This window comes from Solidesulfovibrio sp. C21 (assembly GCF_047785625.1).
GTDB lineage: Bacteria > Desulfobacterota > Desulfovibrionia > Desulfovibrionales > Desulfovibrionaceae > Solidesulfovibrio.
On sequence record NZ_JBLODY010000030.1, the window covers coordinates 14,856 to 37,399 of the forward strand.

The 22,544-nt window shown below is 68.8% G+C and carries 20 protein-coding genes; 6 read left to right on the forward strand and 14 right to left on the reverse strand.

Annotated elements, in window-relative coordinates; all coding sequences use genetic code 11:
• Positions 1-100: 100 nt before the first annotated feature.
• Both ACMZ6R_RS10655 and ACMZ6R_RS10660 read right to left on the reverse strand, forming a co-directional pair.
• A complete protein-coding gene (locus ACMZ6R_RS10655) occupies positions 101-1,090 on the reverse strand; it encodes an AAA family ATPase (RefSeq protein ID WP_416111182.1) in 990 nt (329 codons plus the stop codon).
• Between the two features lie 21 nt (positions 1,091-1,111).
• Positions 1,112-2,476: a pilus assembly protein PilZ gene (locus ACMZ6R_RS10660; protein WP_416111184.1), complete on the reverse strand. Its 1,365-nt coding sequence runs from the start codon at positions 2,474-2,476 to the stop codon at positions 1,112-1,114.
• On the opposite strand from ACMZ6R_RS10660, the gene ACMZ6R_RS10665 reads away from it, so the two are divergent.
• Positions 2,459-2,965 carry a hypothetical protein gene (locus tag ACMZ6R_RS10665; protein WP_416111186.1) on the forward strand — a complete coding sequence of 169 codons (507 nt, stop codon included), beginning with the start codon at positions 2,459-2,461 and terminating at the stop codon, positions 2,963-2,965. The genes ACMZ6R_RS10660 and ACMZ6R_RS10665 overlap by 18 nt on opposite strands.
• 49 nt (positions 2,966-3,014) lie before the next feature.
• On the opposite strand, the gene ACMZ6R_RS10670 is transcribed toward ACMZ6R_RS10665, so the two are convergent.
• From ACMZ6R_RS10670 to ACMZ6R_RS10700, 7 genes are all read right to left on the reverse strand, one after another.
• Positions 3,015-3,767, reverse strand: a complete 753-nt coding sequence (locus tag ACMZ6R_RS10670; RefSeq protein WP_416111188.1) for a hypothetical protein — start codon at positions 3,765-3,767, stop codon at positions 3,015-3,017.
• Positions 3,764-5,290, reverse strand: a complete 1,527-nt coding sequence (locus ACMZ6R_RS10675) for a BatD family protein (RefSeq protein ID WP_416111190.1) — start codon at positions 5,288-5,290, stop codon at positions 3,764-3,766. The genes ACMZ6R_RS10670 and ACMZ6R_RS10675 overlap by 4 nt, the downstream gene beginning before the upstream one ends.
• Positions 5,290-7,053 (reverse strand): VWA domain-containing protein, encoded by a 1,764-nt coding sequence (locus tag ACMZ6R_RS10680; RefSeq protein ID WP_416111192.1) that lies wholly within the window; start codon positions 7,051-7,053, stop codon positions 5,290-5,292. Before ACMZ6R_RS10680 ends, ACMZ6R_RS10675 begins: the two co-directional genes overlap by 1 nt.
• On the reverse strand, positions 7,050-8,039 hold the full coding sequence (locus tag ACMZ6R_RS10685; protein WP_416111194.1) for a VWA domain-containing protein: 990 nt from the start codon (positions 8,037-8,039) through the stop codon (positions 7,050-7,052). Before ACMZ6R_RS10685 ends, ACMZ6R_RS10680 begins: the two co-directional genes overlap by 4 nt.
• A complete protein-coding gene (locus ACMZ6R_RS10690) occupies positions 8,033-8,500 on the reverse strand; it encodes a hypothetical protein (RefSeq protein WP_416111196.1) in 468 nt (155 codons plus the stop codon). The genes ACMZ6R_RS10685 and ACMZ6R_RS10690 overlap by 7 nt, the downstream gene beginning before the upstream one ends.
• Positions 8,501-8,514: 14 nt before the next feature.
• Complete coding sequence (locus tag ACMZ6R_RS10695) at positions 8,515-9,402, reverse strand: DUF58 domain-containing protein (protein WP_416111198.1); 888 nt, start codon at positions 9,400-9,402, stop codon at positions 8,515-8,517.
• A gap of 82 nt (positions 9,403-9,484) precedes the next feature.
• A complete protein-coding gene (locus tag ACMZ6R_RS10700; protein WP_416111200.1) occupies positions 9,485-10,567 on the reverse strand; it encodes an FUSC family protein in 1,083 nt (360 codons plus the stop codon).
• 270 nt (positions 10,568-10,837) lie between these two features.
• On the opposite strand from ACMZ6R_RS10700, the gene ACMZ6R_RS10705 reads away from it, so the two are divergent.
• Positions 10,838-12,460 carry a sensor histidine kinase gene (locus ACMZ6R_RS10705; RefSeq protein ID WP_416111202.1) on the forward strand — a complete coding sequence of 541 codons (1,623 nt, stop codon included), beginning with the start codon at positions 10,838-10,840 and terminating at the stop codon, positions 12,458-12,460.
• A gap of 60 nt (positions 12,461-12,520) precedes the next feature.
• Here the strand turns inward: ACMZ6R_RS10705 and ACMZ6R_RS10710 are convergent, their stop codons facing one another.
• On the reverse strand, positions 12,521-13,225 hold the full coding sequence (locus tag ACMZ6R_RS10710) for a tetratricopeptide repeat protein (RefSeq protein WP_416111204.1): 705 nt from the start codon (positions 13,223-13,225) through the stop codon (positions 12,521-12,523).
• Positions 13,226-13,367: 142 nt separating this feature from the next.
• On the opposite strand from ACMZ6R_RS10710, the gene ACMZ6R_RS10715 reads away from it, so the two are divergent.
• Positions 13,368-13,886: a LysM peptidoglycan-binding domain-containing protein gene (locus ACMZ6R_RS10715; RefSeq protein WP_416111206.1), complete on the forward strand. Its 519-nt coding sequence runs from the start codon at positions 13,368-13,370 to the stop codon at positions 13,884-13,886.
• A gap of 38 nt (positions 13,887-13,924) precedes the next feature.
• Here ACMZ6R_RS10715 and ACMZ6R_RS10720 read toward each other — a convergent pair whose 3' ends face one another.
• The gene (locus ACMZ6R_RS10720) at positions 13,925-14,980 is read right to left on the reverse strand and encodes a bile acid:sodium symporter family protein (RefSeq protein ID WP_416111208.1); all 1,056 of its coding nucleotides are present in this window, start codon (positions 14,978-14,980) and stop codon (positions 13,925-13,927) included.
• 141 nt (positions 14,981-15,121) lie between these two features.
• Between ACMZ6R_RS10720 and ACMZ6R_RS10725 the strand changes: the two genes are divergently transcribed.
• The gene (locus ACMZ6R_RS10725; protein WP_416111210.1) at positions 15,122-15,895 is read left to right on the forward strand and encodes an AraC family transcriptional regulator; all 774 of its coding nucleotides are present in this window, start codon (positions 15,122-15,124) and stop codon (positions 15,893-15,895) included.
• Positions 15,896-15,996: 101 nt separating this feature from the next.
• Here the strand turns inward: ACMZ6R_RS10725 and ACMZ6R_RS10730 are convergent, their stop codons facing one another.
• The 3 genes from ACMZ6R_RS10730 to cadR all read right to left on the reverse strand — a co-directional run bounded on the left by ACMZ6R_RS10730 (position 15,997) and on the right by cadR (position 19,181).
• On the reverse strand, positions 15,997-16,128 hold the full coding sequence (locus ACMZ6R_RS10730) for a hypothetical protein (protein ID WP_416111212.1): 132 nt from the start codon (positions 16,126-16,128) through the stop codon (positions 15,997-15,999).
• 317 nt (positions 16,129-16,445) lie between these two features.
• Entirely contained in the window at positions 16,446-18,590 is a 2,145-nt protein-coding gene (locus ACMZ6R_RS10735) for a SpoIIE family protein phosphatase (protein ID WP_416111214.1), read from the reverse strand.
• Between the two features lie 183 nt (positions 18,591-18,773).
• Complete coding sequence (gene cadR, locus ACMZ6R_RS10740) at positions 18,774-19,181, reverse strand: Cd(II)/Pb(II)-responsive transcriptional regulator (protein ID WP_416111216.1); 408 nt, start codon at positions 19,179-19,181, stop codon at positions 18,774-18,776.
• A gap of 89 nt (positions 19,182-19,270) precedes the next feature.
• On the opposite strand from cadR, the gene ACMZ6R_RS10745 reads away from it, so the two are divergent.
• Entirely contained in the window at positions 19,271-21,505 is a 2,235-nt protein-coding gene (locus ACMZ6R_RS10745; RefSeq protein ID WP_416111218.1) for a heavy metal translocating P-type ATPase, read from the forward strand.
• A gap of 96 nt (positions 21,506-21,601) precedes the next feature.
• On the forward strand, positions 21,602-22,429 hold the full coding sequence (locus tag ACMZ6R_RS10750) for a hypothetical protein (protein WP_416111220.1): 828 nt from the start codon (positions 21,602-21,604) through the stop codon (positions 22,427-22,429).
• Positions 22,430-22,544 lie beyond the last annotated feature (115 nt).

A 22,544-nucleotide genomic window follows, 5' to 3' on the forward strand; every position in this document is an offset into this window, starting at 1 on the left:
CATGTAACTATTGAAAGTTTTTTGGAGGGGAGAGCGCGAGAGGGGAACCCTTTTTCAAAAAGGGTTCCCCTCTCGCACACTCTTACACTCTTCCCTCCCCCTATGGCACCGGGACATGTTCCAAAAGCGTCTGGACGACGGCGTCGGGGGTGAGGCCTTCGGCCTGGGCCTCGTAGGTGAGCAGGATGCGGTGGCGCAGGACGTCCGGGGCCAGCGCCTTGATGTCTCCGGGCGTGGCGTAGTCCCGGCCGTCTATGAGGGCCATGGCCCGGGCCGTGCGCGCCAGGGCGATGGAGGCGCGCGGCGACGCGCCGTAGGCGATCTTGCCGATCAGGCCGGCAAGGCCCGGGAGTTCCGCGGCGCCGGGGTCGCGCGTGGCCCCGACCAGGGCCACGATATAATCCAGAAGCCGCGCATCGAGCCGCACCGCCGCCACAAGCGCCCCAAGTTCCAGCACCTGCTCGCCGGATAACACCGGCTCGACCGCAACCTGCTCGTCGCCGCCCCCCCGGCGCACGATCTCCTTTTCCTCCTCGGCCGATGGGTAGCCGAGCACGAGCTGGAAAAGAAACCGGTCCACCTGGGCCTCGGGCAAGGGATAGGTACCCTCCTGCTCGATGGGATTCTGGGTGGCCAGGACGAAAAACGGCTCGGGCAGGGAAAACGTCTCCCCGCCGATGGTCACGCGCCGCTCGGCCATGGCCTCGAGCAGGGCCGACTGCACCTTGGACGGCGCCCGGTTGATCTCGTCGGCCAGCAGGATGTTGGCGAAGACCGGCCCCTTGCGCACGGAAAACACGCCCGTGGCCGGCTGGTACACCTCCATGCCGCAGATGTCGGCGGGCAGCAGGTCCGGCGTGAACTGCACCCGGCGAAACTCGCCGTGCACGGCCGAAGCCAGGGTTTTGACCGCCAGGGTCTTGGCCAGCCCCGGCACGCCCTCGATCAGCACATGCCCCCGGCATAAAAGCGCGATAACGAGCCTGTCCACAAACCCGGCCCGGCCGACGAGCACCTTGGCCATCTGGGTGCGCAAGGCCAAAGCGGCCTCGCCGACGCCGGCCAGACGCGCCGGATCGATCATGGTCATGGGAAATCTCCGAAAAGCGGATCAGTGTCCGATGGTATTGCGGAAAATCCAGTCGTTGATGAGGAAGATGCCGTCCTTGCCCACGGTTGTAAACCGTACCAGCTTGTCCCGGCGCACCTCGCCGGCCTCGGTGAACTGGAAACCCACGTATTTTTTGTGCAGCTGCGAAAAATCCCGAATGCTCTTGGTTTCCAGACGCAGCCCGAGCTTGAGGTCCGGCAGGTTGACCTGCCCGGTCAGGTGCAGGAAGGCCAAAAGCGGGTAGTCCTTGTTGCCCTCGACGAAATAGGTATACGCCGGGGCCTCTTCGTTGATTTCGAGCATCAGCCCGCCGGCGGAAAGGTCCCGGATATGGCACTGGGATGCGCCGTCGGGAATGATGCAAAACGGGGCGGGCCAGTGCTTCAGGGCGGAAAATTCGCTCCAGTCCGCGCCGAGGTTGGGGGAGGACAGCTCGAAGGAGGCCAAATGGCTGGGGTCGAGCGGCAGCCGCTTGTGGGTGCGACGGGTCAGCGCGAACGCGGCCGGAAAAGCCAGCTCCACCAGGGCGTAGTTGGCGTCCACCGCCCGCACCCCAAGGACGTTGGTTCCGAAATCGCAGTACGTGCTTTTCTGCTTGCGGTCGGTGATGGCGAAATAGCCGTGGACCTCCTGACCGCAGGCGGCCTCGTTGAGCCTGTTGCCGCTTGGCGACTGGAGGACCATGAAATCCTCCTTGATCGCCTTGATGTAACAGGGGTTTATGGCCGTCGTGTCGAGAGCGTCCATGAGGCGGAAATAGAGGATGCTTTTCTGCTTGAAGGCGCTTTCCAGGACCGTGCGCTCCTCGACCAGAAGCCCGCGGGACGGCACGGCTTTTCGCTGCTGGATGGCCTTGGCCGCCTCCAGGGTCTTGCGCAGCCAGTACATGGCCGCGATCCGGTTGACCAGGCTCTGGGGAGGCTCCACGCCCATGCGGAACCGGGCCTCGCAACAGCCGTCGGGGCAGTGGCCGTCGAAGCGCTCCAGCATTTCCCGGAAAAGCTCCAGCACACCGATATCGGGGGGAAACGCCTGGGGTTGCACCGCCATGGCCGCAGTGCGGTACTCCTCCAGGCCGAAGGCCTTGGGGATATCGCCAATGACCAGGACGCCGAAGCGCCCCAGCGCCGGTCCGTGAACGGCCTTGTCGAAAATATTTTTAAACAGCTTCAAAATGAACGGGGTCTTGTATTTCGCTTCCACCAGCCGGGAGGTGAATTCGAAAACCGGCCGGCTGGCGAACTCCATCAGGGTGGCCGTTCCCAGGGAACGGAAGTACCAGTCGCGGACCGCGAGGTCCTTATGCGAATTCTCAATGATATTGCTTTCGAATTTCAGCACATAGTCATGATTGTTGAGATTCATGCAATACTTGTTTTCCCGGGAATCACCTACAAAATGGACAATCCAATGTTTCCTCTCCTCTTCATTTGCCCAGGCCCAGCAATGGTACAGAAGTTCGCTGCTCAAATAATCAAAAAAACGCCTTCTATTGAAGTCGTTTTGCAAAATATGCATCACGGCTGGTTCCAGCTTCGCCCGGTTATTCTGGCAGGCAACCAGCCCCTTGTTGACCAACCACACGGGCAAGGCCGCGTTTCGATCGAATATGTAGCGCTGCACGCTGGCGTCGACGGCGCCATCCGTGGATCTGTTCAAAAGATTATTGGAAATATGGCGTACGAGGCGCGAGGCGGCGCCGACAAGCGTCGGATATGCGGCGGGTTCCGGCGGCAATTTGGCAAGCCGGCCGAAATGCATGTCCAGGCTGGTGTCAACCACAGGGGTCAGGGCATCTTTCATGAAACGAGGTCCTATACGTATGGCCTTCGAAGAAAGATTGTCGATCGATAGCACATTGCCTTTTTTTCGCAACCGCCCGGGACGCGCGCAAAAGAGCACCTTAACGCGGCAATGCGGCAACTGTGTTGCGATCGACCCAGCCCGCCCGACCCGGGCCGCCCCCTTCCGTGACCACGCGCGCAAAGCCGTTTCGTGACGGACCGAGGCTGACGACCGTGCCCGGGGCAAGGGGAAAAAGCGTCTCGGCCTCCGGCTCCGGGGCGCTTTCGGCCTGGGCGGCGCGCAGCACCACCGCGCGCGGGGAAAGGACCGGCGCCAGTTCCACACAGCCGACCGCCAGCCACAGCACGGCCACGAGCGCGGCAACCCAGGGGATACAGGCGACAGCCCGGCGTGGCCGACGCGGCCGACGCGCCCGGAAAAGCCGCAACCCGGCCAGCGAGAGCCAGAAAAGCGCATTGGCCGCCAAAACGAGCGACCACAGGAGGCGGGCCGAAACAAACCGGGCCAGAGGCGCGTCGGCGGCCGTGACGTCCAGGCCGGCGGCAGCCAGGGCGGCGGCCACCGCCCCATCGGCCGGGTCCAGGCGGCGCGCCCGGTACAGCCACCAGGCGGCCCGGCCGGGATCGCCGCCAAACCGGCTGGCCGTGGCCGCATCCAGGCACAACGCCGTGTCGACCAGACCGGGATCTGCCTTGGCGGCAGCGGCAAAGGCTGCGGCGGCGGCGGCGTAGCGCCCGGCGGCATAGTCCCGCACGGCCGCGTCCAGCGCCTCCCGCCCGGGACCGGCGGCCAGGGCCGCGCCAAGGGCCAGGAGCCATACGGCCACGGTGAGGGGAAGGATCCGCCTCATGCTTCAAGCTCCGCCAGGGCCTTGGCCGCCGCGCCCATGGCCCGCCCGAGTTCCCGGTCCGAGACGGGCCGGCCGTCGTAGAGCACCGCGTCCAGCCGGTGCAGAGCCGACAGGGCTTTCGGCGCACCTTCCCCACCCTTCCCCGTCTCCCGGGCCAGCCGGTCCCGCAACGCCTCGGCCAGGGCGAACGGCGAACCGGCAAAGGTCGCCCGGACCCGACGCGGCCGGCGCGGCAGAAACGTCACGGCATAGACCAGGGGCGGCAGCAGGGCCAGTACCAGCCGCCAGGGCCAGGACGGCGCGCCCCGCCCTGGTCTGCCGCCGGCGACATGGCGCAGCGGCGGGGCCAGGGAGGGATCGGCCGGGACCGAGGCGGCGGCCGGGGCACGGTAGGTCCGGACCGGGGCCTCGATCACCGTGTATCGTCCGCTCGCCGGGTCGAACACGGCCAGCCGGGCCGGATCGAAGACGTACGCGCCCGGCTTGGCGGCGCTGAGGGCGTAGCGAAAGCTCCGCTGGCCGACGTAGCCCGACCGGCCGGCATCGCCACCGCCTGTCGCCTCCAGAAACCGCGCCGTGGCCCCGGCCGGGGGCACGACCGGGGGCGGCGGGGCATCGGCCAGATTGCCCCGGCCCGCAAGCGTGAGCGTATAGACCGCCTCACGGCCGGGCGCGCCGGCATCGAGCCGGGAAGCGAGGGTCATGCGCCCGAGGAGCCCGGTAAAAGGCGCGTCGCCGGTATACTCCGGCAAGGGGCGCACGGTCACGGGGACGGCCGGTCCCTTGACGGTCACGTCGAGGGCCGCCCCGCCCCTGCCCGGCACGCCCCGGCAGACGACCGTGGCCGGCGGGATGGTCGCCTGTCCGGGACTTGCGGCCAGAAGCAGATACTCCGCCTCGGTCACGGCATAGCGCCTGCCGGCGAATTCGATCTCGCCGTCGCGCTGCCCGGGCAGGGGCGTGACGTCCATATCCGGGAAACGCGGCGCGGCAAGGCTTATGCCCGAGGCCGTCACGGCCCGGTAGAGGCGCAGGGTGTAGACGAAAAATTCTCCGGCGTACGGATCGGTCTTGGAAAGCGTCGCATCGAGAAAGACGTCGTGGCCGGCCAGCGCCTTGGGCGGGGTCGGGCGCGGGCGCACGAGAGCCTCCAGGGGCGCGGTGCGAGAGGTCCGGCCGCCGGATTCCACGGTCAGCGCCGGCACGGCCAGCCGGCCGGCCCGCACCGGGATCAGCTCGAACCGGTAGGCCGTGACCGGATCGCCGGTCCCCGGTCCACGCAGGCCATGCACCCGGCCGCGCGGCACCACCGTCCAGTCGGCAAGCCGGGGCACGGTGATGACCGCCGTGGCCTCGCCCGGGATGTACACGCGCAGCATCAGGCTCTGGCCCAGATAGATGTCCCGGGGCTCGAGTTCGGCCACAGGCTCGCTTACCGGCATGGCCGCCGGACCGGGCGGCCCGGCAAAGGCCAGGCGTCCGGCCAAAACAAGCGCGGTGCAGAAAAGCGCGAGAAGGCGCATCACCAGTCCTTGGCCACGCTCGGGCGGCCGTAGCGCGGAGGCGTTGGCAGCCCGGTCAGGTCGGGCACGCGGTCGAGGATCGGGTCCCCGATCTTGCCGGCCGAGCGGGCCTGCTTTTCCCCGGCTTTTTGGCCGGACGCGCCGGACAGGGGCAGGTCCGCCGGCCCTTGTCTTCCGGCCCGGGGCGGCGCATCGGCAGACGCGGCCGGCCCGTCCGGACCGTCCCGCTTGCCGCTGCCGTCGTCGGCCCCCACGGGAGCCGGAGCCTTGCCCGGGGCATCGGCCCTGCCCTCGCCGCCGGCGGCCGCATCCGGCGTCCGGCCGGGCTTGGAGCCGGATTCTCCGGCGTCCTTGCCGGCCTTGCGGCAGGGATTGTCCCCGCTGCGCAGCCGCTCCAGGTTGGCCCTGGCCTCGGCGTCGGACGGGTCCACGGCCAGGGACGCGGCGTAGAGCCTGGCCGCGCCATCGGCGTCGCCCTGACGGCAGGCGGCGTTGCCCTGGTTGTAAAGCGCCCTGGCCTGAAGCGCCGGGGAAGCGGCGGCCGCCGCGCGGGCGAACATCCGGCCGGCCTCGTCAAAGCGGCCCAGGCGGTAATAGGCCGTGCCGATGTCGTAGAGAATCTCCGGGCTGTCCGGCCGCCAGACCCGGGCGGCCAGAAAGGCTTCCAGGGCCATGGCCGCGTCGTCGGCCTCAAAGGCCGCGATGCCGCGCGACACGTCCTTGCCGGCTGGATCACCGGCCCGGGCCGGGGCAGCGGTCGCGCCCAGGGTGGCCACGGCCAGAATGGCGACGGCCAAGCCCTTGCCGACCGGTACGAGGAACAGGTCGAGCAGCAACAGCGCCAGCCCGGCCGCGTAGCACAGCGCCGACCGGTCCGCCGGGGCGTCCACGGTCGCGGCCGCATGCCCCTTGGAAGCGGCCAGGGCGGCCAGGGCGGCGACGATTCCCCCTGCCGGCGAAGGCGCATCCGGGGCCAGACGGAAAGAGCGTCCTCCCGCGTCCCGGGCCAGCCCGGCCAGACCGGCCGCGTCCACCCCGACCAGCACCGGCCGGCCCTCCCCGTCGCGCAGCACGCCGCCGCCCGCTTCGGGAGGCAGCGGCACGGCAACCGGCGTGGCCCCGCCCACGGCCACGGTGAAAACGGGCGGATCGCCCGGCCGCGCGCCGGCCGCATCGCGCACGGGCACGGTGTCCTCGCCATCGGAGACGACCAGGATGGCCCCGGACCCGGCTCCGGCCAGGGCCAGACGGCAGGCTTCCAGGGCGGCGGCCACGGAGGTGCCGCCGAGCGGGGCCTCGGCCGGGGACAGGGCGTCGAGAAAAAGGGCCAGGGCCGGCCGGTCGGCCGTGACCGGACAGGCCAGCCAGGCCCGGCCGGAAAACCCGACCACCCCGGCGGCCACATGGGGCAGCCCGGCCAACACCGCGCGCACGAGCCCCTTGGCCGCGGACAAGCGATCCGGGGCCACATCGCGAGCCAGCATGCTGCGCGAGCAGTCCACGGCGACCATCAGCCGCAACGGAGCCGGCGGCGCGACAACGGCGGCGACATGTCCCGCTTGCGGCCCGGCCGCGCCAAGGGCCAGCAGGGCCAGCCCGGCCAGAAAGAGGACGGCCTTGACGCCGCGAAGCCGGCCATACCGGGAAACGCCCGGGAAAAAGGCGGCCAGGGCGCGGCGTCTGGCCCCGGCCAGCCACAGGAAAGACGCGCATACCGGCACGGCGGCCAAAAGCGCCAGGAATTCCGGTCTGGCAAAGGTCATGGCAGCCTCAAAAAGCGCGTCGCGGACAGGCCGCGGGAAAGGGTGAGCAGGCAGATGGCCAAGGCCGCCGCCAGGGGGGCGAAAGGCGTCTTTTCGGCCGTGGGCACGGGCTTCATGTCGCTGGCCGTCCGCTTGGACACGGCGGCGACCGCCTGGGCCAGGGCGGGTGCGTCCTCGGCCCGGAAAAACGCCCCGCCCGAGAGCGTGGCCAGCTCAGTCAAAGCGGCGGTGTCCACGGCGGCGTTTTCGCGCACGATTTCCTGACCGAGCAGGGGATGGTTGACCAGAAAAGGGGCCGGGCCGTTGCCGCCGACACCGACGGTGAAGACCGCAATGCCGCGCGCGGCGGCCGCTCTGGCGGCATCGGCCGGACGCACCTCCCCGGCATTGGACAGGCCGTCGCCGAAAACCACCACCAGTTTGGCCAGCCCCGGCGCGCCGGCAAGCTGCTTGACGGCCAGCCCCACGGCATCGCCCATGGCCGTGCGCCGGCCGGCCGCGCCGACCGCCATCCGGGCAAGGGCCTGGGTGAGCGCGGCGCGGTCGTCGGTGGGGGGCAGCACGACATAGGCCCGCGAGCCGAAGGCGACCAGACCGATGCGGTCCCCGGGCCGGTCGGCGGCAAAGCGGGCCGCCGCCTGGGCCACGGCCTCGAGCCGGCTGACCGTGCGGTCGGGAAGGGGCATGTCCAGCGCGGCCATGGATTCCGAGAGATCCACCGCCAGCATGATGTCCACCCCGCGCCCCCGGTAGACGGACGTTTCGGTCACGAGACGCGGTCCGGCCAGGGCCAGAATCACGCAACCCAAAGCCAACAGGCGGCAGGTCATGGGGAATGCGGCCGTAAGCGGCGGTCTGCCGGCGGCCAGGGCCGGACCGACATCGGCCATGCCAAGCGAGCCGCGACGCGACACAAGACGTGGAACAAAGGCCAGGGGAAGGAGGGCGGCGAGCGCCAGCGCCTCGGGCCGGGCCAGGGTCAGCATGTCCCGCGCCTCCCGGCCAGCCGGGCAACGACCAGGGCGTCGTCGCGCCGGTCCACGCCCGCGACCTCCCGGCCGGCGTAGCGCGCCCCGTCGGCCCGCGTCAAAAGCGCGGCCAGGGCATTGCGCTCGGCCTCGGGCAAGGCGGCCAGATGCGGGACGATTTCGGCCGTGGTCATGGCCGTGGCGGGAAAGGAAAACCGCACGGCCAGGGCCTCCCGGGCCAGTTCGGCCAGCCGGTAGTAATAGTCCCGGTCGTCCAGGCCGGCCGCCTCGGACTCGAGCGCGGCAAGCCGGGCGCGAATCCCGGCCAGGACGCGACGGCCCGGCAGGCGTCTTTCCCGCCGCCAGCGCCACACGGCCAGCCCCAAAAGGGCCAAAAGGGCAAGGGTTGCGGCCAGTCCCAGGCCGGACAGCCCGCCCGGGAGCGCAACCGGCCCCTTGATGTCGCGGATGTCGTCCATGGCGGCCGGGCCTCTTATCCCCGGAGGGCTCCGGGGCGCGCCCGGCGGCGGAAATAGGCGTCCAGGGTTGGCCCTGGCGCATCCCCCACGGCCAGCTCCAGCAGGCCGACGCCGGCGGCGGCCAGGGCGGCGCGCTGTGCGGCGTCGCGCTGCCGCACGGCGCGTGCATACCGATCCCGGACCCGGGCCTTGCCGCAGTCGAGGACCGCGCGCCGGCCGGTTTCCACATCGGTCAGACGGAGCAAGCCGTAGGGCGGCAACGCGGCCGCCTCCCGCCCGCGCAAAAGCCCGAGCGTCACCTCGTGGCGGGCGGCGAACGGCCCCAGCACAGGGGCAAACGCCGCGCCGAGACAGTCGGAAAAAACGAACAGCAGGCACCGGCGGCGCATGACGGCGGCCAGCAGGTCCAGGGCCGGCCGGGGATCGGTGCGCCCGCCAACCGGGGCTACCTCGGCCAGGGCGGCGGCCACGGCATGGGGCTGTCCCCGTCCCTTGCCCGGCGGCACGAACGCCTCCACCCGGTCGGAAAAGATGACCAGCCCCACCCGGTCGCGGCTGTCGGCGGCGCTGACGGCCAGGGTGACGGCGGCCAGGGCGGCGGTAAAAAACGGGGAGGAGCCGCCCGCGGCCACACGCATGGAAGGGCTCGCGTCCACGGCCAGCATGACCGTGCGCGCGCGTTCCTCCCGGTAGCGCTTCACAAAGGGGCGGCCCAGGCGGGCCGTGACCTTCCAGTCGATGGACGCGGCGTCGTCGCCCGGGGCGTATTCCCGGAATTCCTCGAATTCCAGGCCCGCGCCGCGAAAGGCCGAACGATAGCCGCCGGCTGCGGTCTCGGTTGCGGGAGCGTGACCGCGAAGACGGACACTGCGGGCGGCGGCCAGCAATTGCCAAGCCTGCATGGATGCTTTCGAGCCTCCGATCCGAATGGGCGTTGCGACCGCAGGCACGGTAGCAGCACCGCGCCGGGGGGGCAATGCGGCCCTATTCCCGCTCCACGGTGCGCAGCCGGCCCACGATCTCGCCCGTCTCGGCGGCGCAGGCCAGCATCCCGTGCATGAAGCTGAAAAAATGCATGACTTCGCTTAGGCCGTAGGCCGCCGGAGCCCGCTCCCGGCGCATGGCCGACAGTTTTTCCCGCGCCCCGGCCACGGACGTATCCAATTCGGCCAGATCGGGAAGCGCGCCGTCCCCGCGCAAGTGCGCGGCCAAGCCGGAAAGCACCGCGCCCACGGACTGGCGCAAGCCGGCCAGTTCCCCGGTCAGCTGGCTTTGCAGCCCCTGGCCGTGCCATTCGGAGGCGATGTGGTCCATGGCCAGGATATGCTCGAACAGATGCTCGGCGCGGAAAAGAAGCAGCAGCTGGGCGGCCGCGGCCTCGCCGCCCCGGCCTTCCAGATTGGCCTCCCGGCGCAGATCCCGGCAACGGGCGAGGGTGCGCACGATGCGGTCCTTGAGCGCGAACGCCTGCCGGTCGTTGTAGACGTCCCGCACCAGCCCCTCCAGCACCAGGCTGAAAAACGCGGCCTCGTCCTGAAAAATCTTGGCCAGCCCGAAGGACACCGCCTTGCGGGCCCGGGAAGGAAAAAACGACAGGGAAACGGCCAGGGCCGTGATAATGCCGACCGCTATCTCGAAAAAACGGTCCAGGCCAAGGGTCAGGGCGGACACGTCGCCATGCCCGGCCAGAAGGACGATGACCGCCGTGATGCCGCCGACCCGGGAACTTTCGCGCAAAAACGGCACGGCCGTGCATACCATCAGGGTGGCAAAGACCGCCATGCCGAGGGCCGGCCAGCTCGATCCGCCGACATGCACGGCCACGATGCCCATGACCGCGCCCACCCCGGTGCCGAGCAGACGGGCCCAGGCAGCCCGGATCGAGCCGCCGATGTTGGCCTGCATGACGATGACCGCCGTGATGACCGCCCAATAGCCCTGGGGGAGGTTGAGGACCGTGACCACAAGCTGGGTCACCACGGCCGCCACGGCGGTACGGCCGGCATGGCGCACGCCGAGGCGCTTGACCAGGCGCTTTAGGAGCGGGAACAAGGTCGATGCGGACATGAAATTCCTCCATCAGGCAAAGGAAAAGCGCCCTACCCTCCCCGGCCCCTTTTGGGAAGCCCCCCTGGTGGGGGGGCCCGCGGACACGTTGTGCCCCGCAAACAGATATGCTACTTTATTTCATGCAGTCCTGACTATCCGGTCGCGCATGTTTCGTGGCCGCCGGAGGGAGTCGATTGCCGTGATCGCAGTACGACATTTCGGACATACGCCGGGAAGCGGCAGACCGCGCCCCATCCTGTTCCACGCGCCATGCCCCGGAGTCCGGCCATGACCGGCGGCCGGCTGTTTGTCGCCGGGAGCCCGGAGCACGATCCCCGGGAGCTTTCGGCCGGGATTTGCGCCGCGCATCGCCGCGCGGCCGCGCTGTCCTGGGCCGCCGCCCTGTCCCTTCCCCCGGACACCCTGCCCGACGTGGCCGTGGTCGCCCTTACGGCGACGGAAACGTCGGACGTCCCCGCCCGGCTGCTGGCCCGCCTTACCGGCCTGCCCGGGCACGTGGTCTTTCTGGCCCCGGCCGGGGCTTGCCCGCCCGAAGGCCTTGGCCTGAGCCAACTGCCGGGGCTCGACGCCCGGGGCATCGGCGCGGTGCTCGATATCCTGGACGAGCACAACAAGGAAACCCTGGCAACAGGCAGACACGAGGCCTGGCATACCGCTTTTCTGGCCGCCTTTCCGGGCATCATCCTGGCCTGCGACGACGCCTGCCATGTGGTCTTTGCCAACGCGCCCCTGTCGCGGCGCGCGGGCTGCGATCCCGTGGCCATGCCCTGCCATGTCGCCCTGCACGGCCGGGAGAAGCCCTGCCCCTGGTGCCCGCGCCAGGAGGTCGCCAAGGGGCAGGCCGTGAGCATGGAAATCCAGAGCCCGCTCGACGGCCGTTTCTTCGCCGCAACCAGCGCGCCGCTCAATCTGCCGGGGTGCCCGCCGCTTATGCTGACGTTGTGCAATGACGTCACGGATCGCAACATGGCGCTCTCCCGGCTCAAATCCCTCAACCGCGACCTGGAGCGCCGGGTGACCGAGCGCACCGACACCCTGGCCCGGCAGGCCGAGGAACTCGCCGACGCCAACACCCGCCTGCGCGAACTCGACGCCCTCAAATCCGGCTTTCTGGCCACCGTCACCCACGACCTGCGCACGCCCCTGACCTCGGTCCTCGGCTTCGCCAAGCTGACACGGCGGGATTTTATCAAGGATTTCATGCCGTTTTCCGAAGTCAGCGACAAGCTGCGGCGCAAAGGGAACCGCATTGCCGACAATCTGGCCATCATCGAGACCGAGGGCGCGCGACTGACCCGGCTCGTCAACGATTTCCTCGACCTGTCCAAGATCGAATCCGGCCGGCTGAATTGGAACGACCAGGATACCGACCCGGCCGACGTGATCCGCTCGGCCGTGGCCGCCGTGGGCGGCGAGTACGAACAGAACGAGCGGCTGGCCCTGGTGGTGGATATTCCGGGAGCCCTGCCCCGGCTGCGCCTGGACCCGGACCGGCTCATGCAGGTGCTGGTCAACCTGCTCACCAACGCCGCCCGCCATACCGGCGAGGGCGAGGTCACGCTCTCGGCCAGGATGGTGTCGAACGGCCGGATGCAATTCAGCGTGGCCGATACCGGACCGGGCATTCCGGCCCAGGAACGGGAACGGATTTTCGATAAATTCTACCAGACCCGCCAGGGCGACACCACCGCCCAGACCAAGAAAGGCACCGGGCTCGGGCTCGCCATCTGCAAGCAGATCGTCGAACGCTACGGCGGCGTCATCCGGGCCGAGGATCGGGAGCCCCACGGCACGGTCTTCGTGGTGGACCTGCCGACGGGCCAGTCGGACCAGGGCGGCGGCCTCCCCGCCGACGACGCCCCCCTCCGCCCGGGACTGCTGTCATCCTGACGCGACGGTCCCGCCACCGAAAACACGTGGCGGGACCGTCGCCGACATCTCCAACGCCGATCAGATATCGTTTAAGTCGATGACCTTGGGCGCGGCCTTGGCCTTGCCCGGCTCCTTGGCGGAACCGGCCGACGGCCCGGACGCGGGCGAAAGGTCGGAGGAAGGCGGTGCGGCGGACCTGGACGCGGCCGGCGCGGCGACCGCGGCGGGAGCCTTGCGCGCGCCGCAGACCAGCCGGACCGACTGGAGACGCGCGGCGGCCGGGGCAAAGGACGCCTCGCGGGCCAGCGCCTCCCTATAGGCGGCAAGGGCCTTGTCGCACTGGCCGGATAACAGCTCGGCGTCGCCAAGGGCCAGAGCGGCGCGCGGGTCCTTGCCCCCGGCCTTGGCCGCCGCCTGCAGCATGTCCCTGGCCCGGGTAAGGTCACCATCGGCCAAGGCGGCCATACCGAGGCCCTCCATGGCCGACACGTCGCCCGGAGCGGCGGCGGCCGCCGCCTCATAGGCGGCCACGGCCTTGCGCCGGCCGTCACGCAGGCAGGCGTCGCCGGCACGGCTGAGGCCCGTCGGCCCGGCGGCGGCGCCGGCCTGGGACAGGTCGCGACAGGCGGCGGCGTAATCCTTGTGATCATAGGCCGCGTTGCCGGAAGCGACCAGATCCTTGGCCGGTTCCGACGAGGAAGACATCTTCAAGACGCCGCAGCCGGAGAGCCCTCCGGCCAGACAGACAAACAGCATGGGCGCGACAAGGGTGCGAAATTTCATGGCGTCACCTCCGGATCGCTGTGGAAAGGCACGCCAGGGCTATCCCAAAGCGCGGCCGGATTGTCAAATCCCGACCGGGCTGCTAGGTCTGGCCTTAACCGCCAGGCGGGTGTTACATCTCACAGTAACCGGGAGGAATGCCATGCCCCGGCGCGCGCTGCTTTCCCTCGGCTGCGTCCTTCTGGCCTGCTCGGGCGTTCGGGCAGCGGACATCGCCCATGTCGCCCGACCGGGCGACACGCCCGCCCGCATCGCCAAAATCTACCACGTGCCCCTTGCCACCGTCATGACCCACAACAAGGGGCTCGATCCCTGCCGCATCAAGGTCGGCGACGTGATCCTCGTGCCCCGGCCCGCCGAGGACGCCCCGCAAACGCCCGACCAGGAGGCCAAACCGGATCCCACCGCCCTGCCCGACGAGGAACCCCTCGGTGTGCGCTACGTGGTCGTGCCCGGCGATTTTCCCGCCGCCATCGCCGATCGCTTCGGCATCCCCCTGGGCGACCTGTCCCGGGCCAACCCGGGACTCGACCCGAAAAACCTGGCCGTGGGCCGGGTGTTGTCCATCCCCCAGGGAACGGCTTGCCCGCCACCGGTGCCCATCGAGCGCGACGGCGCGCCGGCAAAACAAGCCGCGCCCCTGGTCATGGACTTCCAATAAGGGACCAGGAACGCGGCAACCGAGGGTTGGGGGGCAAATCAGGAACGCACGCGCACCGCTTCCACGGCCGGCACGCCGGGCATAGCGGCCCCGACCGGCGACGCGGGGATCTCATCGCGACGGGCATAGCGCGAAGCCAGCAGGGAACACACGAAAAGCTGGAGCGGATGGTAGAACATGATCGGCAGCACGATCAGGCCCAGGGCCGGATTGGCGCCGAAAATAAGCCGCGCCATGGGCACGCCCGAAGCCAGGGTCTTTTTCGAGCCGCAAAAAACCGCCGTGATCCGATCCTCCACCGGCATCCCCATCCGCTTGCCGACCCAGCTCGACAGGAACAGGGCCAGGGCCAGAAGAAGCGCCGCGCCGCCAAGGGTCACCACCAGCACCTCGAGGCCGGTATGCGTCCACAAGCCGGATTTGACCGAGTCGCAAAAGGTTCCGTACACAAGGACCACAATCACCAGCTTGTCGAAGGTGTTGATGAACTTCTTGTGCCGCGAGGCCAGCTTGCCAAAAAAAGGACGCAACACCTGGCCCAGGACAAAGGGCAATAGCAGCATCAGCGAAATGTTGACCACGGCATGGCCGAACGACAGCCCGCCGGTCCCCTGCACGCCCTCGATCAGCTCCACGATGGAAGGCGTCAGCACGATGCCGAGCAGGCTCGACAAGGTGGCGTTGAAAATCGCCGCCGGCACGTTACCCCTGGCAATGGCCGTCATGGCCACCGACGAGGACACCGTCGACGGCAGGGCGCACAGATAGAGAAATCCGAGCAACAGCCCCGGCGGCATCAAGCCGCCGAAAAGCGCCCGAAACGGGAAATACAGAATCGGAAATACCATAAAGGTCATGGCCTGCACCAACAGATGCAGCTCCCAGCGCGACATGCCCCGGCGCAGATGCTCCGTGGAAAGCGCCAGGCCATGCAGCAAAAAGATCATGAAGATGCCCCAATTGGACACCTGCTCCGCATGCATGGCCCCGCCGATCGATCCGAATTCCGGAAAAACCGTGGCCAGCGCCACCGCCAGCACCATGCCCGCCCAAAACCAATCCTTGGCCATTTTCTCGAGAATCTTTCCAACCATGTCCGTCTCCCCGGCCCATGCGGCCGTCTTCCGCCCATGCTCCCATCGCCGCGCATCCTCGCGGCCCAGGCTGGCCAAAACCTAAGCATGGACAGACGCGCCGTCTCGCGCTAGAAAGACAATATATAGCTGAAAACGGACATGACCACGGAACGTATCGCCCCCACCCTCCAAACCCTGCCCCGGCCCGTCTACCCGCGCAGCGAATCCCTGCCCGCCGGGTCCGTGTCCCGGGCCCACGCCCACCCCTTCGGCCAGCTCTCCTTCGCCGGCGAAGGCGTGCTCCTCGTGCGTACCGAAACCGGCAGCCACGTCGCCCCGCCCCAACGCGCCGTCTGGGTGCCGCCCGGCATGGCCCACGAAGTCGCCACCTCGCGCCGCGCCGAAATGCGCGGCCTCTATATCGGCTGGGACCAGGACATCTTCCGCCCGCTGCAATGCCTCGTGCTCTCCGTCACACCGCTGGCCCGCGAACTCATCCTCGCCGTCTGCGCCCTGCCCGTGCTCTACGACGAACACGGTCCCGACGGCCGGCTGGTGGCCGTGCTCCTCGACCAGCTCGCCAGCCTCCCCGTCGCCGACTTCAGCCTCCCCTGGCCCAGGGACCAGCGCCTATCCGCCATCTGCCAAGCCCTCACCGACAGCCCCGACGACAGCCGCACCGCCAGCGCCTTCGCCAAATCCGCCGGCATGACCGAACGTACCCTCGGCCGCCTCTTCGTCGGCCAAACCGGGCTGACCTTCGGCAACTGGCGACGCCGGGCGCGACTGCTCGCCTCGCTGTCCCTGCTCGAAGCCGGCAAATCCGTCACCACCACCGCCATCGAATGCGGCTACGACTCCACCTCCGCCTTCATCGCCGCCTTTCGCGAAGCCTTCGGCATCACGCCCGGGGCGTTCGTGCGCGGCGTTTAGGCAGCAGGAAGGCAGGGCAGGCAGGCAGGGGCGCGGCCCCTGGCCCCCGCCAGGGCTCCGCCCTGGACCCGCCGGAGGGCTTATGCCCTCCGGACCTCCCTTTACCGGGTTGGGATGATGCGGTGGGAGTGCGAGTCGGTGAGGTCGGTGGTGTCTTTCTTGTTGCCGCAATCGGCCCGGCGGCACGAGGCGCTTCGCACCTCGACGCCGGACACGATTGCGGCAACAATCACGCCAGCGGCGAAGCGCCGTATTTTAAGAAAATCAAATTGTCTCTAAATGTCGCCCCAACGGGGCGACCGGCGTGGTGGCGGCGGAATTTGCTTGGGACGAGCTTGTCGCGAAGCGACATGCACCGTCCCGACAAATTCCGCCGCCATCTTCTCACACTCCGCCTACCCGCCAGCCAACCCCACTCCCACCCGCCAAAGCACACCTGATGGGGGGTCCGGGGGGCCCGTGGCCTCCCGGCGGGTCCGGGCAGCGCCCGGCGGAGTGCAGAGGCGGAGCCTCTGCCGGAGGGGCCCCGGGGAGGCAGCGCCTCCCCTGCCTACACCTCGGGCAGCACCTTGATGGCGACGAGGGTGACGTCGTCTTCGGGCTGGGCCTCGCCGAGGAATGCGCGCAACCCGGCCAGGACGGCGTCGACGATTTCGGCGGCCGGGGCTCCGTGGTGCTGTTTGAGCAGTTCGCGCACGCGGTCCTTGCCGAACATTTCGCCGGCGGGGTTGCGGGCTTCCCAGAGGCCGTCGGTGGCGAGCAACGCCACCTGGCCGGGCTTCATGCCCGCGGCGCTGTTTTCGGCGTAGCGGGCTTCGGTGACGATGCCCAGCGGTGGGCCGCCCTTGTCGGGGATATCCTGGACGAGGCCGGTTTCGGCGTCGTAGAGGATGATGGGGTCGTGTCCGGCGCGCACCCAGTGGATGCGTTTTTTCTCGATATCGATGGCGAGGTAGAAGAGCGTCATGAACCGGCCGGAGTCGGCCAGATCGGCGCACAGGAGCTTGTTGACGTCGTCGATGACGGCGGCCAGGGAGCCGGGCTGGAAGGAGCGCATGCGCAGAAAGGCCCGGGCTGTGGTCATGAGCAGGGCGGCGGCGATGCCGTGGCCGGTGACGTCGCCGATGATGACGCCGAAGCTGCCATTTTGTTCGTTGGGTTCGTGGATGAAGTCGTAGTAGTCGCCGCCGGTTTCATCGCTGTAGAGGCTGGTGCCGGCGATATCGAAACCGGGCAGTCCCGGCGCGGCCTGGGGCAGGAGGTTGCGCTGCACTTCCTCGGCCAGGGCCAGGGCCTGGCGCAGCAGTTCGTTTTTGCGCTGGATTTCCAGGCGCGCCTCGTTGATTTCCTGGTTGATGGCCCGCATGAGCGCCTGGGAGCGGTCTTTTTGGGCTTCGAGGCGTTCCCGGGAGCCGTTCGCGCGTTCCAGGGCCCGGGTCAGGGCGCGGATCTCCCGACGCAGGGCTTCGGCCTCGCCGGTGGGGCAGGGATCCTTGGCATCCATGGGCGCAAGACGAGACGCCGCGACCTCGCCGCCAAGCACGAGGCTTACGAGGGACCCGTTGTGCAGGTGCAGGGGCAGGTCCCTGGCCGAGGGGCCGAGTTCCCCGAAGCAGTAGAACCCGGCCACGGGCGTGCCCGGCGGCAGCGCGGCGACCATCTGGGACACTTCCTCGTCGGCCCTGGTGCCGAGGATGTCCTTGCGGGTGGAGCAGGAAAGAAGCAGTGCGCCGGCCGGCGTGAACGCGCCCCTGGCTTCTTCGGCCAGCTCCCGGCTCCTGGCGCGGATGTCGGCGAGCATGCCGGGCCGGTCGGCCTCGGCCAGCTGGACCATGGCCCCTTCGGGCACGCCGGCCACAAACTGGATGCTGCCGTCGTCCTCGCTGTAGAACCCCGGCGCGCGCAGGTAAAAATCCTTTTTCACCTCGCAGGCCACGGCCAGGGGCAGTTCCGTGGCCGGTTCGGCATGGGGGCCGAGGTAGCGGCGGTAGAAATCCAGGGCCGTGTCGTCGCCGATACGGCTGACGATGCTCCCCGAAACCCCGGTCACGCGCGACAGGCCGCCCACGGGCCGCCAGCCCCGCGACAGGCGCATGGCCGAGGGAATATCGCCGGTCAGAAGCATGAACGGCGCGGCATGGATGAGCACCTCGCGGCCGCAAAACTGGCGCACGGGCCGCCGGTCGGCAAGTTGCCGCGCGGAGATGCCGCCAAGAACCATGCACTCCGGGCCAAGGGCCGCATCCAGGGCCTGGCCGAAGGCCTGGACGCCGCCCCGGCCGCCATCCGGAAAAGCCAGGCACAGGGAGGCAGGCGCGGCGAGGTCTCTCCGGGCCGCTTCCAGGGCGTCGCGCGCCTGGGCCGCCGCATCGGCACCCGGGCCGGCGAAGTCGCGGACAAGGCCCACGGAGCAGCCGATGCCCTCGCCGCCGAAGGCCACGAGCAGCACCGAATCGTCGCTTATGCCGCCGATGGAGGACATCTCCCCGGCCGAGGTCGTGCCGACAAGGGGCACGCCCGGAAAGGCCTCCTCGATCACGCGCAGGATCGCGCCGTGGTCGTAGCCGACCCCGGTGAATAAAAGCAGCCCGACCGGGGCCGCCCCGCCAAGCCCCTGCCGGCAGGGCTCCACCGCGCTCCGGGCGGCGCAGTCCGCATCCAGGCACTTGCCGTGCCCGACCGCCATTCGCAACATGGACACCTCCTCGCGTCGCCCCGCGCCTGCCGGGATAACGGACAGGCCAAGGGAGCATAGTGCATTATTGGTCCGATTTGGAAAATGGCAAGGGAGGGAGGTGCGGCGCAACAGGCCGTCACGGGCTTCACGGTCCGGCTGGACCCGCAATCGCCCCCCGTAACGCGGCCATCGCCTTTCGTTTCACACCGACGGGCCGGCCGGGTCCGTCAATTCGCGGATGATGCCGCATTGGTCGATGGGCGTGGCCCCGGTGCAGCGCCGGCGCAGGGCGCGCAGTTGCGTCTGGAGGGCCTGGAGCCGGGTGATGCGCTCGGTGATGTGGCCGATGTGGGTTTCGAGCAGCGTGTTGACCTCGCCGCAGTCCGGGCAGGCGCCGTCCGTGAGGGCGAGCAGGGCCCGGATTTCGTCAAGATTCATTTCCAGCGCCCGGCAGTTGCGGATAAACGACAGCCGGGCGAGGTGGGCGGCGTTGTAAAGCCGGTAGTTGCCGTCCGAGCGTTCCGGCGCCGGCAACAGCCCTTCCTTCTCGTAATACCGGACCGTATCCGGCCGGCACCCCGTGCGTCTGGCCAGTTCACCGATGCGCATGCTTTTTTTCCTCCGATACGGATAAAGGCTTGACCCTGGAGCAACTCCAAGGTGTGTCATGGGGACGGACAACGCAAGGAGGATTTTCGATGTCACACCATGAACATGCCCATGCCCCCGATCATGATCCGTTTGCCAAGCCCTGCTGCTGCGGCCACGAGGGTTGCCAAACGTCCGCAGGCACGCCTGCGGGCGACGACAATATCCCGAAAACGGCCCAAAAGGACACCTTCCGCATCGAGGCCATGGACTGCCCCACGGAAGAAGCCATGATCCGCAAGGCGCTCGGAGCCATGCCCGGCGTGGCCGGCATGCGCTTCAACCTGCTGGCCCGGGAGCTGACGGTGCACCACGACCTGCCGGACACCTTCGGCATCGTGGCGGCCATCGCGGCGCTGGGCATGGAGGCCGTGCCGGTCACGGCCGAGGGGCCGCCGCGCCTTGCCGCCGGGCCGACCGGACCGTGGGTGACGCCTGTCCAGGTCGCGGCCCTGGCCGTGGCCGTGGCGGCGGAGGTGACCGAATGGCTGGGGCTTTTTGGGCCCTGGCTGCCCCTTGCCTGCGCCCTGGCCGCCATCCTGGCCTGTGGCCTGCCCATCTACCGCAAGGGATTCACGGCGCTTAAAAACCGGGAACTCAACATCAACGCGCTCATGAGCATCGCCGCGACCGGTGCGGTCCTGCTCGGCCAGTTCCCGGAAGCGGCCATGGTCATGGTGCTTTTCGCCATTGCCGAACAGATGGAATCCGCTTCCCTGGCCCGGGCCAGCCAGGCGGTCACGGCGCTTTTGTCCCTGGCCCCGGAGCAGGCGACCATGCGGCGGGAAGACGGCGCGTTCGCGGTGGTTCCCGCCCGGGAGGTGCCGGTCGGCGCGACGGTGCGCCTCCAGCCCGGGGAGCGCGTGCCCCTCGACGGCAAGGTGGTCGCCGGCCGGTCCTCGGTCGACCAGTCGCCCATCACCGGCGAGAGCCTGCCCGTGGAGAAAGAACCGGGCGCGGCCCTTTTCGCCGGCACCATCAATCAGGAAGGCGAACTGGTGATGGAGACCACGGCCCTGGCCGACGATTCGACCCTTTCCCGCATCACCCGGGCGGTTGTTACCGCGCCGGGCAAAAAGTCCGGCACCCAGCGTTTCGTGGATCGGTTTGCCAGGGTCTACACCCCGGCGGTCTTTGCCGTGGCCGTGGCCGTGGCCGTGCTGCCGCCGCTTTTTTGGGGCGGCGGGTTCGTGGACTGGATTTACAAGGGACTGGTCATCCTGGTCATCGCCTGTCCCTGCGCCCTGGTCATCTCCACGCCGGTTTCCGTGGTCAGCGGGCTGGCCGCCGCCGCCAAGCACGGCATCCTGGTCAAGGGCGGGCTGTTCCTGGAGCGGGGTCACGCCCTGCGCGCCCTGGGCCTCGACAAGACCGGCACCGTGACCACCGGCCGGCCGGCCCAGACGGACTTCGAAAACCGCGCCGGCGAGGCGGCCGCCAACCGGGCCGTGGCGGCAAGCCTGGCCGCGCGCTCGGACCATCCCGTGTCCCGGGCCGTGGCCACGGCGGCGGCCGGGGACGGGATCGTGCCGCGCCATGTCGCGGATTTCACCGCCCTGCCCGGCCTTGGCGTGCGCGGCACCGTGGACGGCCGCGTCTTTCACCTCGGCAACCACCGGTTGATCGAAAAGCTGGAGCTGTGTTCGCCGGCCCTGGAAGCCCGGTTGGACGCGCTCGAAGGCGCGGGCAAGACCACCGTGCTCCTGGCCGACGCGGACGGGGTGCTGGCCCTTTTCGCCGCCGCCGACGCGGTGCGGCCCCACAGCCGCGACGCCGTGGCCGAACTCCACGCCCTCGGCGTTTCCACCGTGCTTTTATCCGGGGACAACACGCACACGGCCAAGGCCATCGCCCGGGAAACGGGCATCGACGAGGCCTACGGCGACCGGATGCCGAAGGACAAGGCCGAGGCCATCGCGGCGCTTCGCCGGGAGCTTCGCGGCAAGGGACTGGTCGGCATGGTCGGCGACGGCATCAACGACGCCCCGGCGCTGGCGGCGGCGGACATCGGCTTCGCCATGGGCGCGGCCGGTACCGACGCGGCCATCGAGACGGCGGACGTGGCCATCATGGACGACGACCCGCGAAAGCTCGCCGCCTTTATCCGGCTGTCGCGGGATACGGTCGGCGTGTTGCGGCAAAATATCGCCCTGGCCCTTGGGCTCAAAGGGCTGGTGCTGGCGCTTACGGTCGCGGGCTACGGCTCCATGCTGTTGGCCGTTTTTGCCGACATGGGCACGAGTCTGATCGTCATCGGCAACGGACTGCGGCTGTTGCGCAAATAATAGGGGGATGCGGTCCCATCGAAGAAGAGATCAGACCTAGAGTTTTTCGCGCCTCCCGCCGATAGGCAATATGATACCGAACGCGGGAGGCCGGACATGGAGATCGGGAGCGCGACATCGTCCTTCACGGCGGGGTTTGCCGTATCGCAAAAAACGCCCACGACCGGAACGCAACAGGCCGATGCGAGTGCATCCCCGACCAACGACAGCCGCACCTACCAGCGCGCCATGGGAACAACGGCCGGGGGCGCTTCCGATCTGCTGGGCAATAATTTTGTGCACGCGGACTCCGGCCCATCAAAATATGTCGCGGCGACGATCACGAATCTTCAAACGGATATGAGCTTCGGCGACAAGATGGGGACCTTGCTTGACAGCCTCAAGGGGCAAGCCGCACTCCTTAACACCAAAATGCATGTTTCCAGCCACGACTCGACATACGTCGTCGCGACCCTCATGCAGCATAAAGTGAAAGACGGCGTCAAGCAGGTGACCAACGACGAATACATGGACCGATCAGCCGACAACCTGGACGACCTCAAGGACGACATCGAAAAGCGGGCCGAAGAGGCGACCCAGCCCAAGGACGCCAGCCAGGCCGACACGTCCGAGACCACAGGCACGAACGCTTCGACCGATGCGGCCACGTCGACGACCGATCAGACCGCGTCGACCGGGCAGGATGCCACCGCGACAGGCGATACCGGAGAGAACGGCGGACAGCAGGCCGCAACCGCGGCCGAAGCGGCCACCGCCGCCGGGGAAGGCGCCAACCAGCAAAACGCAACCGCTTCCGCATCCGCCACCGAGGAGATCGCACAGGCCGCAGCCGCCGCAGCACAAGGCGGCACCACCGCAAGCCAAACCACGCAAGCTCCCGCCCAGACGCCGCCGACGACCGCGTCCCTGGATATCCTGGTCTGACGCAAAAACGCCCCGGAACCGGGGCGCATGATATAAGGAAGCACGCTCCGACGCGGCACCCTTGGGGAAATTTAGGAAAGGGAGAGCGCGAGAGGGGAGAACCCTTTTTAAAGGG

Bases quoted from the DNA above. Each gene is read 5' to 3' on its own strand.
- ACMZ6R_RS10655 (WP_416111182.1), bottom strand. From the start codon at position 1,090: ATGACCATGATCGATCCGGCGCGTCTGGCCGGCGTCGGCGAGGCCGCT.
- ACMZ6R_RS10665 (WP_416111186.1), top strand. From the start codon at position 2,459: ATGATTGTTGAGATTCATGCAATACTTGTTTTCCCGGGAATCACCTAC.
- ACMZ6R_RS10660 (WP_416111184.1), bottom strand. From the start codon at position 2,476: ATGAATCTCAACAATCATGACTATGTGCTGAAATTCGAAAGCAATATC.
- ACMZ6R_RS10670 (WP_416111188.1), bottom strand. From the start codon at position 3,767: ATGAGGCGGATCCTTCCCCTCACCGTGGCCGTATGGCTCCTGGCCCTT.
- ACMZ6R_RS10675 (WP_416111190.1), bottom strand. From the start codon at position 5,290: ATGCGCCTTCTCGCGCTTTTCTGCACCGCGCTTGTTTTGGCCGGACGC.
- ACMZ6R_RS10680 (WP_416111192.1), bottom strand. From the start codon at position 7,053: ATGACCTTTGCCAGACCGGAATTCCTGGCGCTTTTGGCCGCCGTGCCG.
- ACMZ6R_RS10685 (WP_416111194.1), bottom strand. From the start codon at position 8,039: ATGCTGACCCTGGCCCGGCCCGAGGCGCTGGCGCTCGCCGCCCTCCTT.
- ACMZ6R_RS10690 (WP_416111196.1), bottom strand. From the start codon at position 8,500: ATGGACGACATCCGCGACATCAAGGGGCCGGTTGCGCTCCCGGGCGGG.
- ACMZ6R_RS10695 (WP_416111198.1), bottom strand. From the start codon at position 9,402: ATGCAGGCTTGGCAATTGCTGGCCGCCGCCCGCAGTGTCCGTCTTCGC.
- ACMZ6R_RS10700 (WP_416111200.1), bottom strand. From the start codon at position 10,567: ATGTCCGCATCGACCTTGTTCCCGCTCCTAAAGCGCCTGGTCAAGCGC.
- ACMZ6R_RS10705 (WP_416111202.1), top strand. From the start codon at position 10,838: ATGACCGGCGGCCGGCTGTTTGTCGCCGGGAGCCCGGAGCACGATCCC.
- ACMZ6R_RS10710 (WP_416111204.1), bottom strand. From the start codon at position 13,225: ATGAAATTTCGCACCCTTGTCGCGCCCATGCTGTTTGTCTGTCTGGCC.
- ACMZ6R_RS10715 (WP_416111206.1), top strand. From the start codon at position 13,368: ATGCCCCGGCGCGCGCTGCTTTCCCTCGGCTGCGTCCTTCTGGCCTGC.
- ACMZ6R_RS10720 (WP_416111208.1), bottom strand. From the start codon at position 14,980: ATGGTTGGAAAGATTCTCGAGAAAATGGCCAAGGATTGGTTTTGGGCG.
- ACMZ6R_RS10725 (WP_416111210.1), top strand. From the start codon at position 15,122: ATGACCACGGAACGTATCGCCCCCACCCTCCAAACCCTGCCCCGGCCC.
- ACMZ6R_RS10735 (WP_416111214.1), bottom strand. From the start codon at position 18,590: ATGTTGCGAATGGCGGTCGGGCACGGCAAGTGCCTGGATGCGGACTGC.
- cadR (WP_416111216.1), bottom strand. From the start codon at position 19,181: ATGCGCATCGGTGAACTGGCCAGACGCACGGGGTGCCGGCCGGATACG.
- ACMZ6R_RS10745 (WP_416111218.1), top strand. From the start codon at position 19,271: ATGTCACACCATGAACATGCCCATGCCCCCGATCATGATCCGTTTGCC.
- ACMZ6R_RS10750 (WP_416111220.1), top strand. From the start codon at position 21,602: ATGGAGATCGGGAGCGCGACATCGTCCTTCACGGCGGGGTTTGCCGTA.